Here is a 15891-nt window from a genome sequence, read left to right as displayed (position 1 = left end):
GATTCCTTGTTCTGATCCTTGAAGAACGGCGCGAAGGGTGACAGTCGAGACTGCGCGGCACAAGCCGTGGCCCTGTGCCAGCGTTGTTCAGACCGCGTTTAGTGACGAGGGTTTCCCCTCGTCGCGGTGGGTGGTCAGAGGGCGATTTTTACGCTGTCCAACGCCTGATTTACTGCGAGTTTGCCGAGCATCACGTTCTGCGCAATGCCGAGCGCAGTCTTGCTGTGGGACTTGTCGAACCCGGGCGAAGTTGATGAGCATTTCACTGGCCGAACCGAGGGTTTTGCTGTCGTTGGCGACGGATTTATTTTCGAAAAGCACGCCGGTCTTGTTTGATTCGCTGGTTTAGTGACAAAGGGAGGTTCGCGCCTGATCGGGAGCAAGCTCCCTCGCCACAGATTGTGGGCTGCTCGGACTATTTCATTCCGGTTGCGACCTCTGAAACTGGCTGCTTCAGTTCAACGTTATCCAACGCCTGGTTGACCGCCAATTCCCCCAACATCACCACTTGAGCGATGCCTTGTAAGGTGTGGCGATTCGGCCCGTCCAGCGTTCCGGCGAAATCGCCGAGCATCACCGTTGCCGATGCCAGGGACTCGCAGGCGTTTGCCAGTAATGACTCGGTGTCGGTTTGTGGGTTGACCATGAACATGCTGCTGGGGCTGTAGGGCTCGGGTTTGATCGTGCCTGGCGGTAGAAGGTAATGATCGAGGGCGCGTTCGGCGGCTTCGTGGAGCTTTCTTGAGTTTAGGGATTCGTAGGGGGATATCGGATCTGTGAGCGCTGATTGGGGTGTGGTTTCAGGCATCTGGAACTCCAGGCGAGTACCCATCGGTACTGCGAAAAAATGAACATCCTGTAGGAGCTGCCGAAGGCTGCGATCTTTTGATCTTGTTTTTTCACAATAAATATCAAGATCAAAAGATCGCAGCCTGCGGCAGCTCCTACATGGAACTCTGATTTGTGTATGAGGGAGCACGCCCCCTCATCCGTTGGTCTGTCGACTAGTTGGGTAAGCGGCGGCTATCCAGTATTCGATTGACCATGAGTTCGCTCAGCATGATCACTTGATGCAGCATCAGCATAGCTCGGCGCTGGGAGTGGTCGACGACGTCGCCGAGGTCGCGGGCCATGTCGCTGGCGGCTGCCAATGATTCGCAGGCTTCGACGAGCAGGGTTTCTTCATCCACGGAGGGATCGACGAGGAAGATCTTGCTGGACTTGCGGGAGGGGATCGAGAGTTTCAGTGAGCCAGGGTTGAGATAGAAGTTGATGGCGCGGTCGGTTGCCTCTTTTATCTTTTGAGGTTCAAGCGTTGGGTCGTACGGGATCGGATCGGCGTCCGGTGGGTTTGGCGTTACTTTGAACATCGTGAAACTCCTGATTTTTCGTTAGGAGCTGTACGCATCACTTGCAGATGATGGGTGGCAGCTATGCACGGGTCTGCAAGACCGGGAAACCAGGAACCCGGCAGACCCGAAGGTCTCCCGCACAAAGCCGCCATTGAGTAGACACGAACAAGTGTCCTGTTGGCAGGGCTATGCGACTGGTTTTCCGGCGGGCTTGCAGACCCGATCACTGATGAGCAGTGACGGGAATCAAGATACGGAGGGAGTTCCAGGCGCACAAGCCGGCGGATTCTGGCTTAGTCGTAGGCAATGGCGCAAGGCGTTGTAGGGCTTAGGTGGTTGCTGAAGGCTTCGTTTAAACAGGATGGTTATTTCCTGTTTAGTGGTCGGCAGCATGGATTTGGCTTGGCTCGTTTGGGTTTTAGCTGGATTGGATTTTTTGGTGTGGCTGAAGGCATCTTCGCGAGCAAGCTTTGCTCCTACGGAAGCAGGGGCGGTGGGGGTTTGGGGAATGGGGGGAGTCGGCTTAGAATTGCGGCCCCCTGCACTTCTGCGGGTTTGCTATGCAAAGCAGTGTTCGAACCTGCGCCAGGCAATCGGCACCTTCACATTGAACAAGGACAATGACTCATGGGTTTGAGAACGGCAGCGCTGGTTTTGTTGCTTGCAACGTCAATGACCGCCTGCGGAGGGAGTCAGGACAAGGCCAGGGAATTGGTCGAAGTGAGTCAGCTCAAAGAGGTTTACGACGACCTCGTGCAAACGACGATGCAAAGCTACTCGCCGCGCTTCTTGGAGGTGATGGACGAAGACATCCGCACAGTCTTGGAAGACAAAGCCCCGTTCAAGGAGATGCAGGAGCTGTTTATCGACTCCTATGCGGCCAATTTGCAGGCGGATGAATTGGATGCGGCGATTCGTGCCCACTTCCATCCCGAACAAGCCAAGAGCATTTTTGCTGACACACCCGAGGGTCGCGGCTTCATGAGCAAAATCGGTGACGCTTATTTCAACGCGCAGGACACCTTCGAAAACAGGTTAAAGGAACGTGATCCGGAGATCGTTGAAGTGCTGGATGAGATGAATACGAGATTTAATCGCTAAGCGTTCAGGCCCGCTGCAGTGCCTGTGACGACAGGCCCCGGGTTGTCCGTTTTGGCGAAGTGCACACTTCGTAAAGGGCAGCCCGGTTTCAGCCGACGCCGCTCGGCTGATGCTCTGAAGCAGCCGCCACCCTCCCCTTGCCCGAATGTATCCGCCCGTCTCTCCTCGCTGTAGAACCAGTGTTGAGAACGCCGGTTGGAGCAAATGCGCCCCTGCCGGTGACTGACGGGTTTCCAACAAGACCGTAAGGTGTCCGTGTGTCGATATCAGACACGATGGTGGCGTGATCAGGCATCTGAATCAGCAGACAAGCCGGGTAAGGTGACGCGTCTTTTCATAAAAATAGCCGTATCGAGATGATCGGTTTGATAAGAACTGCAGCGTTTGAAGGGGCTGTTTCCAAGCCATTCAGCAGGCAATCGTAATGCTTGGTTGCCCCTTTCAACCCGCTTAAATGTCGATCAGCAGAGAATAAAAAAAACGATGATTAGCCCGAACTCCAAGGATTCGAGTAGCCAATTGGCGCAGGGCTTCAAGCCTCGTCACGTCACCATGCTGTCAATCGCCGGCATCATCGGTGCCGGTTTGTTCGTAGGCTCAGGACACGCCATCGCTGCGGCCGGCCCCGCCGTGCTGCTGGCGTATCTTTTCTCAGGGTTGCTCGTCGTTCTGGTCATGCGCATGCTCGGCGAAATGGCGGTGGCCAATCCCGACACCGGCTCGTTTTCCACCTATGCCGATCAGGCCATCGGGCGCTGGGCCGGTTTTACCATCGGTTGGCTTTACTGGTGGTTCTGGGTGCTGGTGATTCCGATCGAAGCGCTGGCGGCCGGCCATGTGCTGCACCAATGGTTTCCGCAGATCGATGCCTGGCTGTTCGCCTTGGTGTCGATCATTGCGTTGGTGGTGACCAACCTGTTCAGCGTGTCGAAATATGGTGAATTCGAGTTCTGGTTTGCGATGGCCAAGGTCGTGGCGATCATTGGTTTTATCGGCGTCGGTTTTGCTGTGTTGATGGGCTGGGTGCCCGACCGGGAGGTCAGCGGGTTGAGCGGTTTGATGGCTGAACACGGTGGCTTTGCCCCTAATGGGCTGTCGGCGGTCGTCGGTGCTTTCATCACCATCATGTTCAGTTTCATCGGTACGGAAGCTGTGACCATCGCCGCCGCCGAATCGAATGACCCGGCGCGTAATATTGCCAAGGCAACGCGTTCGGTGATCTGGCGCATCGGCGTGTTTTACCTGCTGTCGATTTTCGTGGTGATTTCCGTGGTGCCGTGGAATGACCCGTTGCTGGCCTCAGTCGGTTCGTATCAGCGGGCGCTGGAAATCATGAACATTCCCCACGCCAAGTTCATGGTCGATGTGGTCGTGCTGATTGCCGTGGCCAGTTGCATGAACTCATCCATCTACATTGCCTCACGCATGTTGTATTCGCTGGGCCGTCGTGGCGATGCGCCGAAAGCGCTGAAGGCGACCTCTTCGGAGGGCGTGCCACGCGCAGCCGTTATCGCCAGCACAGTGCTCGGCGCGGCGATTACCGTGTGGAGTTACATCATGCCCGCCGGGCTGTTCGAGTTCCTGCTGGCCAGTTCCGGGGCGATTGCGTTGCTGGTGTACCTGGCGATTGCGGTGTCGCAGTTGCGTATGCGCAAGCTGTTGCGTCAGCGCAACGTCGAGCTGACCTTTCGCATGTGGCTGTTTCCCTGGCTGACCTGGCTGGTGATTGTGTTCATCTGCGCGGCGCTGGCGGTGATGATGCTCACGCCGCAACACCGCACCGAAGTCACCACAACCATCGGCCTGGCGCTGGTGATTTCCTTCCTCGGGCTGGTGACGTCGCGTGACCCAACGCAGGCTGCGCGGGTGACGTCTGTTGGGTAAAACCGACGTCTGAGCTGTGGGAAATCACATCCAAATCTATCCCCGCTGTTGCTCGGCATAATTCGGCAGCTCGATGGCATCCGCTGTCGGCAAGAGAACGCCCACGTGGGGCTGAGCGCCGTGCTCAGACCGTTGAGCATGGGCCGCTCCTGCGGGGGAGTCAGGTGGTTTTTCTGCAGAGAGCGGGCCGACCGGAATGCTTAAGGGATTGTGCCGGAGAAGATCGGTTCGACCGGGCCGCTCAGGGTAACGCTGTCGGTGCCGTTCCAGTGGACGGTGACAGGGCCGCCGTCGCATTCGACGATGACGGTTTGGTCGAGCAGGCCTCGGCGGATGCCGTTTACTGCGGCGCCGCAAGCACAGGAGCCGGAGCCGAGCGGGATTGCGCCGTTGCGTTCCCAGATACGCAGGCGGATGTGGCTGCGGTCGAGGATCTGGACGAAGTGCACGTTGGTTTTGTGCGGGAACAGCGGATGCGTTTCGAGGGTTGGGCCGACGGCGGCGAGGTCGAGGATGCTGAGGTCTTCGACGAAATAGGTGCAATGCGGGTTGCCCATGCTGCACGCGGCGGGGTCGCCGGGCAGCGGCAGCATAAGCGTGTCGTGTGCCTCAGTCAGCGGAATGTCGGCCCAGGCGAGCAGCGGTTGACCCATGTCGACCGAGATCAGTCCGCTGGGCGTGCGTTCACAGTGGAGCACACCGCGTTGGGTGCGCAGGGTGATCGTTTTTCGGCTGGCTTCGCGCATCAGTCGGTCGGCGGCGCCACGGGTGGCGCTGCCGCACACATCGAGCGCCGAGCCGTCGGCGTTCCAGAACTGCAACTGTGCATCGGCATCCGCGCAATCGAGCACCACGGCGAGCTGGTTGAAACCGATGCCTCGGTGGCGATCACCCAGCTGTCGGGCCAGTTGACTGGTGATCGGGTTGGTGGTGTTTCGCGCATCGACCACGACGAAGTCATCGCCGTTGGCGTGCATTTTATGGAAGCTGAGCGGCATCGATGGCGCCTCGACTGCGGGTCATGTGAATGAGCGCCGAGCGCCCGCCGTTCGGTGCCGGTCGCTCTTCGATGGCGAACGGAACGAAGCCGAGTTTGGGGTAGAGCAACAGGCCGGCGGTGTTTTCGTTGAAGCAGGACAACTGCACTTCGCGGGCCTGGTACTTTTCGAAGGCCAGTGCCGTCATCGTTTCGATGATGTATCGGGCCACGCCTTGGCCTCGCGCGTAGGGCGCGACGATGACGTTGCCGATGCAACAGATAGCATTGTGTTCAGCACGGTAGAAGTTGGCGAAACCGACGAACTCGCCGTTGGCCAGGAACACCGTGGAGTCGAAGCGCTGGCCGATCGCGGTGTGCATCTGCTCTGCCGTCAGCGGGTATTGCGCCTTCGGGAACATGAAGTACAACTCTTGAACACCCTGCGGAAAACCGCAGACGGTTTGGACATCGTCGGCCGTCACTGGCCGGTGGCTGAAGTTCATGGCTACCCTGCCCTCACTGTTTGCTGTTGGCCAGATGGTACGCGACCAGCGCGTTGGCGTGGCCATGGCCCATGCCGTGCTCGGTCTTGAGCCAGGCAACCCGTTCCATGTGTTTTTTGTCGTGGAGGCTGGCGAGCAGGTTCAGCCAATGTTCGATGGGTTGGCCGTACTTTTTTTCGATGGCGGGAAAGTAGGATGCCGGGCCTTTGACTTTGCTGTCTTCGCTCATGCTGCAAGCTCCCTGTGGTCGCGACGGAGAGTCGGCTGACGCTCCTTGTCGGCATGCCATAGAGTGGACGCGCGTCGTGGTCCCGGCAAGTGGCTTCAGTGCTTCAGTTCAAACCGACTTTGACGGATCGCTCGGACGACCATGAATCATGGCCTGCCGGCAATATCGGGTTCACTCCGGGTGTCGTTGTCGCGCTGGATCAACCCAAGGGCATTCACCCTGAACAGCACAAAGCCCCGCAGCAACGATCTCTACCTTGATCTTGTCCGGATCTTCACAGTAAAGGGCGTAGTGTTGCGGGCCACAGCAACGGTCGCCAAAAGCGCAGCGATGCTTCCAAGGATGAAACATTGATCTCGACGTGATGAAGCATGCCGCTGATTGGCATGCTACTGCGGGTATGGCTATTGCTCATCGGCAGCATTTCCATGAGCTCCGTCGAGCGTTTTCAACAACGTATGCCGACTCCATGGCCCGCAGTACTGCGGCACATGCGCTATCACTTGATATCCACACCGCGAGTACCACTCGGCGACGTCGTCATCGAGGGTTTCGATCAAGGCGTCCACGCATCCCCGTTCAACGGCTAGCGCCTCAAGTCTGTGCAACGCTTCAGCCCCCAGCCCCATGCCGCGCCGTTGCGCATCGACCCACAGGTAACTGACAAACAAGCGTCTGAACTCGGTTCTGCCAGTTGCACCGCCGACGAGTTGCCCATTCTCCATGACCAGACAGGCGATGGGCTGAGCCCGCCCGCCGCGTGCCTCAGATAAAGCGCGGCCATGCTCTATGACGCCGTCACAGATCGCCTGCAAGTTATCCTTGTGGATGTCGCCGCCCGTAACCCACTCCCTCATTGCATCTCTCCATTCTTGAAAGGCCTTGCAGCTGTTTCAAGCAAAAGCAGCGCCAACCCGCGATGCGCAGCCTAGAGGCTCAGTCAAGAATGGCCGTTCGTTCGGGATCACGACAGGCTGATGCTCATGGGCAAGATGAACTTCGAAGAGCGCCTTGCGGCGTATCTGCTTGCGCACTTGAACACTGCAACGTCTCGGGAACGGCCACCCAAAGCAGAATCAACGCAGCGGCGGCGACCACGGCCAGTGTCAAAAACGCCGCACTGTAGCCAGCGGCCTGCACCACGAATCCCGCGAGGCCGTTACTCAATGCAGCGCCCAGACCGAACGCAGTCGAGAGCGCGCCCAGGCTGACGTTGAAATGCCCGGTGCCCAACGTGAGGTCTTTCACCACCACTGGAAACAGCGCGCCGAAAATCCCCGCGCCCACACCGTCGAGCAACTGCACCGCGACCAGCCAATAAGGGTCGTCGGACCACACATACAGTACGCCACGCAACGGCAAAATCAGGAAGCCTGCGAGCAGCAACGGCTTGCGCCCCCAGACATCGGCCTTGGCCCCGCACAGCAAGGCGACGGGCACCATGACCAACTGCGCCGCGACGATGCAGGCGGAGGTCAACGGCGTGGCCATCTGCAGATTGGCCTGCGCCAGTTTCTGGCTCACCAGCGGCAGCATCGCCGCGTTCGCCAAGTGGAACAACGCGCAGCACACGGCAAACATCAGCAGCGGTTTGTTCTTGAGCAGTACCGACAAACCAGAGGGTTGTGTGCCATGCCCGGCACCGCCGGGGTTCAGGCCTCGGGCCAGATCGTGGTCGATGGCCTCTGGCGAAACAAAGGACACGGCGATGACGCTGGCAATCGCCATGGCCGCCATCAGATAAAACACCGCTACCGGGCCGAACAGGTAAGCAAACAGCCCGGCCAACAGCGCCGCACAGGCATTGCCGGCATGGTTGAACGTTTCGTTGCGCCCGGTGCGTCGCGTGAAGGCGCGCGGCCCGGTAATGCCTAAGGTGATCGCCGAAATCGCCGGCGCAAAAATCGATGCGGCGACAGCGCTGAGGGCTTGAGTCAGCGCCACCAGACTGAACGAGGTGACGAAAGGCAACACTAGACAACTGCCCGTCACCAGCAACGCCGCAATGACAATGATCGCTCGTTTGCGACGCGTACTATCGACCAATGCGCCTGCTGGCGTTTGCGTGATGAGCGCGGCGATTCCGGCAATGGTCATGACCAGGCCAATGCTGGCCGGGTCCCATTGATGAACCGCCAGCAGGTAAATCGCCAGATAGGGCCCGAGCCCGTCGCGCACATCGGCGAGGAAGAAATTCAGGCTGTCCAGTGACAGGTTGTTGCGACGATCGAGATGAGTGGCCACGGGCAGCGTCTTCGATATTCGAGGTCGTGCGAATTGAATCGACCTCCGCTGATTGAGTGACCTGTGGCTCGACCAGTTAGTTGCATGGGCCAACTGTTCTCGCCTGCGATTAAAACCAGAGCTGAAACCCCCTCCGTGTAGGTCTTCGCCCGGCACCTCGTCCAGCAGGCCGAAGCGACGCATGGCGATTTTCTGCAAAACCTTGATCGAATCTGAGCGCATGCAGTTCATTCGGTGAACTGCCAGCCCGGATCTATGCTCAAAGCGTCCAGAGCCCCGTCCCTACTCTTTCGGTCACCGCAACCCATGCTCAAAAACCTTTGGTACGTCATCATTCCCTCATCGCAGTTGAGCCAAGAGATCGCGCCGATACGCCTGCTCGGCCAGTCGTTTGTCGCCTTCCGCGACAGCCACGGCAAGGCACGTCTGCTGTCCGATATTTGCGTGCACCGTGGGGGTTCGCTATCGGCCGGGGCCAAGGTCGGCGACAGCGTGCAGTGCCCCTACCACGGCTGGCGCTTCGACGGTGACGGCCGGTGCGTGCAGATTCCCGCTCAGCCCACTCTGCGGATCCCGGAGAAGGCGCGGGTTGATGCGTACCCGACAGAGGAACGCTACGGCTGGATCTGGGCCTTTCTAGGCGATTTGCCAGAGGCTGAACGCCCGCCGCTTCCTGACCTGGATTGGCTCGATGATGCCAACGTTCGCGTAGTCAGTGGTCACTTTGACTGGGAAGCCAGTTGGGATCGGGTCATCGAGAACGGGCTGGATTTTGCACACGCGCCTTTCGTGCATGGTTCGACCTTCGGCGACCCGGCTCATCCGGAAATCGAAGCGTTCGACGTCGACAGCGATGCGTGGCAGGGTCAGGCCCGAATGTTGATGAAGCGACCCAAGCGCACCGGGCTGTTCAGGCGCAAATCAGCCACCGAGCAGGTCAGCGTGACAACCGTGCCCGGGTTTCATTTGTCAGGCCCGTGTACCACGCTGCAATTGCAATTACCCAATGGCTGGCGGATCTACATTGTTGCGGCCCATGTGCCAGTGGACGCCAACCGCACGCGCACGTGGTGGATGATGGGCCGCACGTTTCTACGCTCGCGCTTGCTCGACGGACGCTTCGTCGCCAGCAATCTGAAGATTTTCCGACAGGATCACGCAGTACTGCGCAACGTGCGCCCGGAGCGCGTACCGGACTCCTGGCAGCAAGAAGTTTCGTTGAAGTCCGATGCGCTGCAGATCGCCTTGCGCAAACGCCTTCGCGAACTGGAGCGCCTGGGCTGGCAGATCGATGAAGCACGGCTCGCCCGCGACTTTACCGGGCGCAAGGCCTGCGCCATTCCGTGCCCCGAAAGACGCAACAGCCGTGCCTGGGCGATCGAACCGATTCCGCTGATCGACGTAACCGCCAGCAGTTGAATCAGGGCTTTTTCTCGCATTCAGATCGAGCGCTGATTGACCCTTGCCATCAACTGCTCAGCAGTTTCCTTGCGTTCGGAGTAGCGGTCGACCAGATGCGTCTGCTGATCGCGCAGCAACACAGTGAACTTCACCAACTCCTCCATCACGTCAACCACACGGTCGTAGAACGGCGACGGCTTCATCCGCCCTGCCTCGTCGAACTCCATGTAGGCCTTGGGCACCGAGGATTGGTTGGGGATGGTGAACATGCGCATCCAGCGGCCCAACACGCGCAACTGGTTGACCACGTTGAACGACTGCGAGCCGCCGCAGACCTGCATCACCGCCAGGGTTTTGCCCTGGGTCGGACGCATGGCGCCGAGCTCCAGCGGGACCCAGTCGATCTGCGCCTTGAACACAGCAGACATCGCGCCGTGACGTTCGGGTGAACACCACACTTGCCCTTCCGACCACAGCACCAGATCGCGCAGTTCCTGCACTTTGGGATGGTCGACCGGGGCGTCGTCGGGCAGCGGCAAACCGGACGGGTTGAAGACGCGCGTTTCGGCGCCGAAGTGTTCCAGCAACCGAGCAGAATCCTCCACCAGTAAACGGCTGAAGGAGCGCTCACGGGTCGAACCGTACAGCAACAGAATGCGCGGTTTGTGTTCGCCGGGCTTCGCCGGTTTGGCGTTATCGAACAAGCTGGAATCGAGGTTTGGCAGGTGGGCTGACATGAGTGTTCCTTAAAGCGCGCCGATGCGGTCGAGCGCGGTTTTCAATTCATCGCGGCTGAGGGTTTCAAAGGGCAGATCGAGGAAGGCCTGGCAACGCTCGCCGATACGCATCAGTGTCGCGTGGAAAGCGCCATTCACTGTGGCCTCGTCACCTGATACTTCGGAAGGATCTTCCAATCCCCAATGGGCCTTGAGCGCCGGGCCGAAATACACCGGGCAGGTCTCGCCGGCGGCTTTGTCGCACACGGTGATGACGATGTCTGGCGGGTTGCCTTCGAAAGCGTCGTTGCCTTTGCTGTGCAAGCCATTGATGGCAATGCCGGCGTGTTGCAGGGTCAACAGACTGCGCGGCAGCACTTGGCCTTTGGGAAAACTGCCGGCACTCACCGCTTCAAATCCGGGCGGTGCCAAGTGATTGAACATGGCTTCCGAGAGGATGCTGCGGCAGCTGTTGGCCGTGCACATGAACAGGATTCGCATGAAGTGCTCCAGTGAAGTGTCAGCAGCAGGCGGCTTCGCGAACCGGGCGGCCATCCATGTTTTGCAGGCGAGCTGCGTTGTCCTTGAGCCAGTCAGTGTTGGCCCCGGACGTCACCTGGAGGATTTCGCGAACCCAATCGGGCAACTGCGGATTAAGGCGGTAGTAGACCCATTGCCCCTGACGGCGATCGAGCAGCAGGCCGTTGCTGCGCAGTTGCGCGAGGTGACGGCTGATCTTTGGCTGACTGTCGTCAAGCGCACACATCAGCTCGCAGACGCAGAGTTCACCTTGATCGGCAATCAGCAGGATGGCGCGCACGCGGGTTTCGTCGGCGAGGCTCTTGAAGACTTCGGTGGGGGTGAGCATGGAACGGCACCAATACATACGGAAACTCGAATATACGGATATCCATATATAAATCAACCCGGATCAAAAGATCGCAGCCTTCGGCAGCTCCTACACAGCCCCCTGTAGGAGCTGCCGAAGGCTGCGATCCTTTGACCTTAAAGGTTAAGCAACAACCCCTGCTCCGCCTCACACAACCCCACCACATAATCCCAGACCACCCGCAGCCGCACCGATTTATGCAACTCGCGCCGCGTGCTGATCCAGTAACTGCGCTCGATACTTTCATCCGGCAACAACGGCACCAGATCCGGATCGGACTCGGCCATGTAGCACGGCAACACCGCAATGCCCAAACCCGACCGCGCGGCTTCCTGTTGGGCGATGACGCTGGTGCTGTGAAACACCACCCGCGGGCTGCGACAGAAGCTGTTGAGGAACATCAGTTCCTGGCTGAACAGCAAATCGTCGACATAGCCGATCCACGCATGCCGGCCCAAATCTTCACGGCTTTGCAGCGGCGGCGCTTTGTCGAGGTAGCGTTGACTGGCATAGAGCGCGAGGCGGTAATCGGTGAGTTTGCGCGTCACCAGCATGTCCGCCGCCGGGCGCTCCAGATGAATGCTGATTTCCGCCTCACGGTTGAGGATGCTGACAAAGCGCGGCACCGCCACCAGTTCCACTTCCAGACCCGGATAACGCTCAAACAGACCAATCATGCGACTGGCCAGAAACTTGATCCCCAGCCCTTCGGTAACCCCCACGCGAATCTTGCCCAGCGGCGCGGTCGATTGGGTGATTTCTTCCTGCGCCAGCAACGCCACGTTCTCCATCGCTTCCGCATGTTTGAGCAGCGCCTCCCCCGCCGGGGTCATCTCATAGCCTTGCGCATGCTGGACGAACAGCGCAGTGCCGAGGCTCTTTTCGATGGCCTCGATGTGCCGGGCGACGGTGGCGTGGGTGGTGTTGAGACGGCGGGCAGCGGTGAGCAGGCGCCCACTGCGTTGCAGTTCGAGAAAAAACCGCAGGTCGTTCCAGTCGAACATGCTGTGTCCTTGTCGGCTAAGGTCTATGCAGGCTGTTTAAAAACGCACAGCGGCTGCGCAAAAACTAACATTCTTTTGACGAAAGCTAACAACTAGAGTGTCCGACAATAAAAACAAAAAGCGAGGTCAGGGAATGCAGACTTCCCTCGATGAATACGACTACATCGTGGTCGGCGCCGGCCCTGCCGGGTGCCTGCTGGCCAATCGACTGTCGGCGGATCCGCAGCAGCGCGTGCTGTTGCTCGAAGCCGGCGGGCGCGACAACTATGCGTGGATTCACATACCTGTCGGTTACCTGTTCTGCATCGGTAACCCGCGCACCGACTGGTGCTTTAAGACCGAAGAACAAGCGGGCCTCAACGGCCGTGCGCTGAGTTATCCGCGCGGCAAAGTGCTCGGCGGCTGTTCTTCCATCAACGGCATGATCTACATGCGCGGCCAGGCCAACGACTATGACGGCTGGGCGGCCGAGGGCAATCCGGGCTGGGCCTGGAATGATGTGCTGCCGCTGTTCAAACAGAGCGAAAACCACTTTGCCGGCGCGGCTGAATTCCACGGCGCCAAGGGTGAATGGCGCGTCGAACAACAGCGGCTTTCGTGGCCGATTCTGGATGCGTTTCGCAGCGCGGCCGAGCAAAGCGGCATCGCCAGCATCGAAGACTTCAATCAGGGCGACAACGAGGGTTGCGGCTACTTTCAGGTCAATCAGAAGGCCGGCGTGCGCTGGAACGCGGCGAAGGCTTTTCTCAAACCTGTGCGTGAGCGGATGAACCTGACGGTGCTGACCGGGGTTGAAGTGGATCGGGTTGTGCTGGAGGACGGGCGCGCATCGAAAGTGAGTGCGCGGCATGAAGGTCAGGTCAAACAGTTCAAGGCGCGCAAAGAGATCATCTTGTGCGCCGGATCGGTCGGCTCGCCGAGCATTTTACAGCGCTCCGGGATTGGTCCGCGGCCGCTGCTGGAGCGCCTCGGTATCGGCGTGATCCATGAATTGCCGGGCGTCGGCGGCAACCTGCAGGATCACCTGCAACTGCGCCTGATCTACAAACTGGAAAACGCGCGCACGCTGAACCAAATCGCCGGCAGCGTCTGGGGCAAGATGGGCATGGGCCTGCGTTATCTGTATGACCGCAGCGGGCCGCTGTCGATGGCGCCGAGTCAGTTGGGCGCATTTGCCCGTTCGGGGCCGGAGCAGACCTCGGCGAATCTGGAATATCACGTGCAGCCGTTGTCGCTGGAGCGCTTTGGCGAACCGTTGCACAGCTTTCCGGCGTTTACTGCGTCGGTGTGTGATCTGCGTCCGCAGAGCCGTGGCCGCATCGAAATCCGTTCGGCCGACCCACAGCACGCGCCGCTGATTCAACCCAACTATCTCAGCCATCCGGAAGATTTGCGCGTGGCAGCGGATGCGATTCGCATGACCCGGCGCATCGTCAGCGCCCCTGCCCTGCACGCGTTCAAACCGGTCGAGTACCTGCCCGGCGCCAGCCTGCAAAGCGAAGCAGAGTTGCAGCAAGCGGCGGCGACAATCGGCACGACGATTTTCCACCCGGTCGGCACCTGCCGCATGGGCAATGACGGTGACGCGGTGGTGGATGCACAGTTGCGTGTGCACGGCGTCCCCGGTTTGCGCATTGCCGACGCCTCGATCATGCCGCGCATCACCTCGGGCAACACCTGTTCGCCTACGCTGATGATTGCCGAAAAAGCGGCCCAACTGATCCTCAACCCCCACATCAGGAGCAGCACCGCAAAACCGGAACTGGCCCAAACCCTGTAGGAGCTGCCGAAGGCTGCGATCTTTTGACTTTGAATTTTTGAAATCAAAACCAAGATCAAAAGATCGCAGCCTGCGGCAGCTCCTACAGGGGATATGCGTTTGATTCATGGACATCGAGCATCAGTGGAACAACAAAAACAATCACTGTGAGGGATACCGATATGTCAGAACACGCTCAACCGCTGGACGCTGCGAGCAGCGCCAGTACCAGCAATGCCACGCAGAAAGTCATCTTCGCCTCATCACTGGGGACGGTGTTCGAGTGGTATGACTTTTTCCTCTACGGCGCCCTCGCGGCGGTGATCAGCAAGCAGTTTTTCGCCGGGGTCAACGACACCACGGCGTTCATCTTTGCGCTGATGGCCTTCGCCGCAGGCTTTATCGTGCGGCCGTTCGGGGCGCTGGTGTTTGGTCGGTTGGGGGACATGATCGGGCGCAAATACACCTTCCTCGCGACGATCATTTTGATGGGCATCGCGACGTTCTGCGTCGGCCTGCTGCCGACTTACGCCAGCATCGGCATCGCCGCACCGATCATCCTCGTGGTGCTGCGCATGCTTCAAGGCCTGGCGCTCGGCGGTGAATACGGCGGCGCGGCGACCTACGTGGCGGAGCACGCGCCAATCGGCAAGCGCGGCTTTCACACCAGCTGGATTCAGTCCACCGCGACCCTCGGCCTGCTGCTCTCGCTGCTGGTGGTGCTCGGTTGCCGTTACTTCACCGGTGACCAGTTTGAAGTCTGGGGCTGGCGCATTCCGTTCCTGCTGTCGATCGTGCTGCTGGGCATTTCCACCTGGATTCGCCTGAGCCTGCACGAGTCGCCGGCCTATCTGAAAATGAAAGAGGAAGGCAAAACCTCGAAGGCGCCGATCCGCGAATCGTTCGGCAAATGGGAAAACCTCAAGGTCGTGCTGATCGCCCTGTTCAGCATCAACGCCGGGCAAGCGGTGACTTTCTACGCGGCGCAGTTCTACGTGCTGTTCTTCCTCACCCAGTTCCTGAAAATGGACCCGGCGGTGGCCAACACCTTGCTGATCATCAGCGTGGTGATCGGTGCGCCGTTCTTCATCATTTTCGGCTGGCTGTCGGACAAGGTCGGGCGCAAACCGGTGCTGATGCTCGGCTTGCTGCTGGCGACGGCGCTGTACTTTCCGATTTTCAAATCGCTGGCGCACTATGCGAACCCGGCAATCGATCAGGCCAGCCGTCAGGCGCCGATCACCGTGTTGGCGGATCCGGCGACCTGCACCTTCCAGTTCGACCCGGTGGGCAAGGCCAAATTCGACAGCCCGTGCGACAAGGTCAAGACCTTCCTGGTCAAGCAAGGCCTGCCTTACTCCAGCGCCGCTGCGCCTGCTGGCAGCGCCGTGCAAGTGAGTGTCGGCGACGTCAAACTCGACGGCTACGACGAAGCAGCCCTGCGCGGTGCGATTACCCTCGCCGGCTACCCGCAACAGGCGGATATGCAGCAGATCAACAAGCCGATGATTGTCGCGCTGATCGTCGCGCTGATCATCATTTCGGCCATGTGCTACGGGCCTCTGGCAGCGCTGATGGTGGAGCTGTTTCCGACGCGGATTCGCTACACCTCGATGTCGCTGCCGTACCACATCGGCAACGGCTGGTTTGGCGGTTTCCTGCCGACGGTGTCGTTTGCCTTGGTGGTGTACACCGGGGACATCTTCTATGGGCTGTGGTACCCGGTGCTGATTACCGGGGTGAGCCTGGTCGTCGGAATGATCTGCCTGCGCGAAACCAAAAACATCGACCTCGACAAAAACTGAGCCTAGCCGAAAAGAACTGCCTGCT

General features: G+C 59.4%; 16 protein-coding genes and 1 pseudogene. 5 read left to right on the top strand and 12 right to left on the bottom strand.

The window, feature by feature from the left end:
• Positions 1-134: 134 nt before the first annotated feature.
• From EJA70_RS31385 to EJA70_RS15625, 3 genes and pseudogenes are all read right to left on the bottom strand, one after another.
• Positions 135-300: pseudogene (locus EJA70_RS31385) on the bottom strand (DUF6124 family protein); the annotation flags it as partial.
• Positions 301-415: 115 nt separating this feature from the next.
• Positions 416-808 carry a DUF6124 family protein gene (locus EJA70_RS15630; RefSeq protein ID WP_158831846.1) on the bottom strand — a complete coding sequence of 131 codons (393 nt, stop codon included), beginning with the start codon at positions 806-808 and terminating at the stop codon, positions 416-418.
• 196 nt (positions 809-1004) lie between these two features.
• Positions 1005-1370: a DUF6124 family protein gene (locus EJA70_RS15625; protein WP_158831844.1), complete on the bottom strand. Its 366-nt coding sequence runs from the start codon at positions 1368-1370 to the stop codon at positions 1005-1007.
• Positions 1371-1979: 609 nt separating this feature from the next.
• Here EJA70_RS15625 and EJA70_RS15620 point away from each other — a divergent pair.
• Positions 1980-2453, top strand: coding sequence for a hypothetical protein (locus EJA70_RS15620; protein ID WP_158831842.1), 474 nt, complete (start codon positions 1980-1982; stop codon positions 2451-2453).
• A 483-nt stretch (positions 2454-2936) separates the two neighbouring features.
• Entirely contained in the window at positions 2937-4337 is a 1401-nt protein-coding gene (gabP, locus tag EJA70_RS15615) for a GABA permease (protein WP_008077293.1), read from the top strand.
• Between the two features lie 200 nt (positions 4338-4537).
• On the opposite strand, the gene dapF is transcribed toward gabP, so the two are convergent.
• The 5 genes from dapF to EJA70_RS15590 all read right to left on the bottom strand — a co-directional run bounded on the left by dapF (position 4538) and on the right by EJA70_RS15590 (position 8292).
• Positions 4538-5335, bottom strand: a complete 798-nt coding sequence (dapF, locus tag EJA70_RS15610) for a diaminopimelate epimerase (protein WP_158831839.1) — start codon at positions 5333-5335, stop codon at positions 4538-4540.
• Positions 5316-5819: a GNAT family N-acetyltransferase gene (locus EJA70_RS15605; RefSeq protein WP_158831837.1), complete on the bottom strand. Its 504-nt coding sequence runs from the start codon at positions 5817-5819 to the stop codon at positions 5316-5318. Before EJA70_RS15605 ends, dapF begins: the two co-directional genes overlap by 20 nt.
• A 13-nt stretch (positions 5820-5832) precedes the next feature.
• Positions 5833-6048, bottom strand: a complete 216-nt coding sequence (locus EJA70_RS15600; RefSeq protein ID WP_008077296.1) for a DUF4287 domain-containing protein — start codon at positions 6046-6048, stop codon at positions 5833-5835.
• A 404-nt stretch (positions 6049-6452) separates the two neighbouring features.
• A complete protein-coding gene (locus EJA70_RS15595) occupies positions 6453-6905 on the bottom strand; it encodes a GNAT family N-acetyltransferase (RefSeq protein WP_158831835.1) in 453 nt (150 codons plus the stop codon).
• Positions 6906-7029: 124 nt separating this feature from the next.
• The gene (locus tag EJA70_RS15590; protein ID WP_158831833.1) at positions 7030-8292 is read right to left on the bottom strand and encodes an MFS transporter; all 1263 of its coding nucleotides are present in this window, start codon (positions 8290-8292) and stop codon (positions 7030-7032) included.
• Between the two features lie 306 nt (positions 8293-8598).
• Between EJA70_RS15590 and EJA70_RS15585 the strand changes: the two genes are divergently transcribed.
• Complete coding sequence (locus EJA70_RS15585) at positions 8599-9711, top strand: aromatic ring-hydroxylating dioxygenase subunit alpha (RefSeq protein ID WP_158831831.1); 1113 nt, start codon at positions 8599-8601, stop codon at positions 9709-9711.
• A gap of 20 nt (positions 9712-9731) precedes the next feature.
• Here EJA70_RS15585 and arsH read toward each other — a convergent pair whose 3' ends face one another.
• The 4 genes from arsH to EJA70_RS15565 form a co-directional block, all read right to left on the bottom strand.
• Positions 9732-10430 (bottom strand): arsenical resistance protein ArsH, encoded by a 699-nt coding sequence (arsH, locus tag EJA70_RS15580; protein WP_158831829.1) that lies wholly within the window; start codon positions 10428-10430, stop codon positions 9732-9734.
• Between the two features lie 9 nt (positions 10431-10439).
• On the bottom strand, positions 10440-10910 hold the full coding sequence (locus EJA70_RS15575; protein ID WP_158831827.1) for an arsenate reductase ArsC: 471 nt from the start codon (positions 10908-10910) through the stop codon (positions 10440-10442).
• A gap of 19 nt (positions 10911-10929) precedes the next feature.
• The gene (locus EJA70_RS15570) at positions 10930-11277 is read right to left on the bottom strand and encodes a metalloregulator ArsR/SmtB family transcription factor (protein ID WP_158831825.1); all 348 of its coding nucleotides are present in this window, start codon (positions 11275-11277) and stop codon (positions 10930-10932) included.
• 137 nt (positions 11278-11414) lie between these two features.
• Positions 11415-12302, bottom strand: coding sequence for a LysR family transcriptional regulator (locus EJA70_RS15565; RefSeq protein WP_008077304.1), 888 nt, complete (start codon positions 12300-12302; stop codon positions 11415-11417).
• Positions 12303-12435: 133 nt separating this feature from the next.
• Between EJA70_RS15565 and EJA70_RS15560 the strand changes: the two genes are divergently transcribed.
• Both EJA70_RS15560 and EJA70_RS15555 read left to right on the top strand, forming a co-directional pair.
• On the top strand, positions 12436-14082 hold the full coding sequence (locus EJA70_RS15560) for a GMC family oxidoreductase (RefSeq protein WP_158831823.1): 1647 nt from the start codon (positions 12436-12438) through the stop codon (positions 14080-14082).
• Between the two features lie 161 nt (positions 14083-14243).
• Positions 14244-15866: an MFS transporter gene (locus EJA70_RS15555; RefSeq protein ID WP_158831821.1), complete on the top strand. Its 1623-nt coding sequence runs from the start codon at positions 14244-14246 to the stop codon at positions 15864-15866.
• The last annotated feature ends 25 nt before the right edge of the window (positions 15867-15891 follow it).

This window comes from Pseudomonas sp. PB103, assembly GCF_009764635.1.
Lineage (GTDB): Bacteria > Pseudomonadota > Gammaproteobacteria > Pseudomonadales > Pseudomonadaceae > Aquipseudomonas.
The sequence above is the reverse complement of the archived record's forward strand: the minus strand, read 5'-3'. Positions and strand labels throughout refer to the sequence as shown.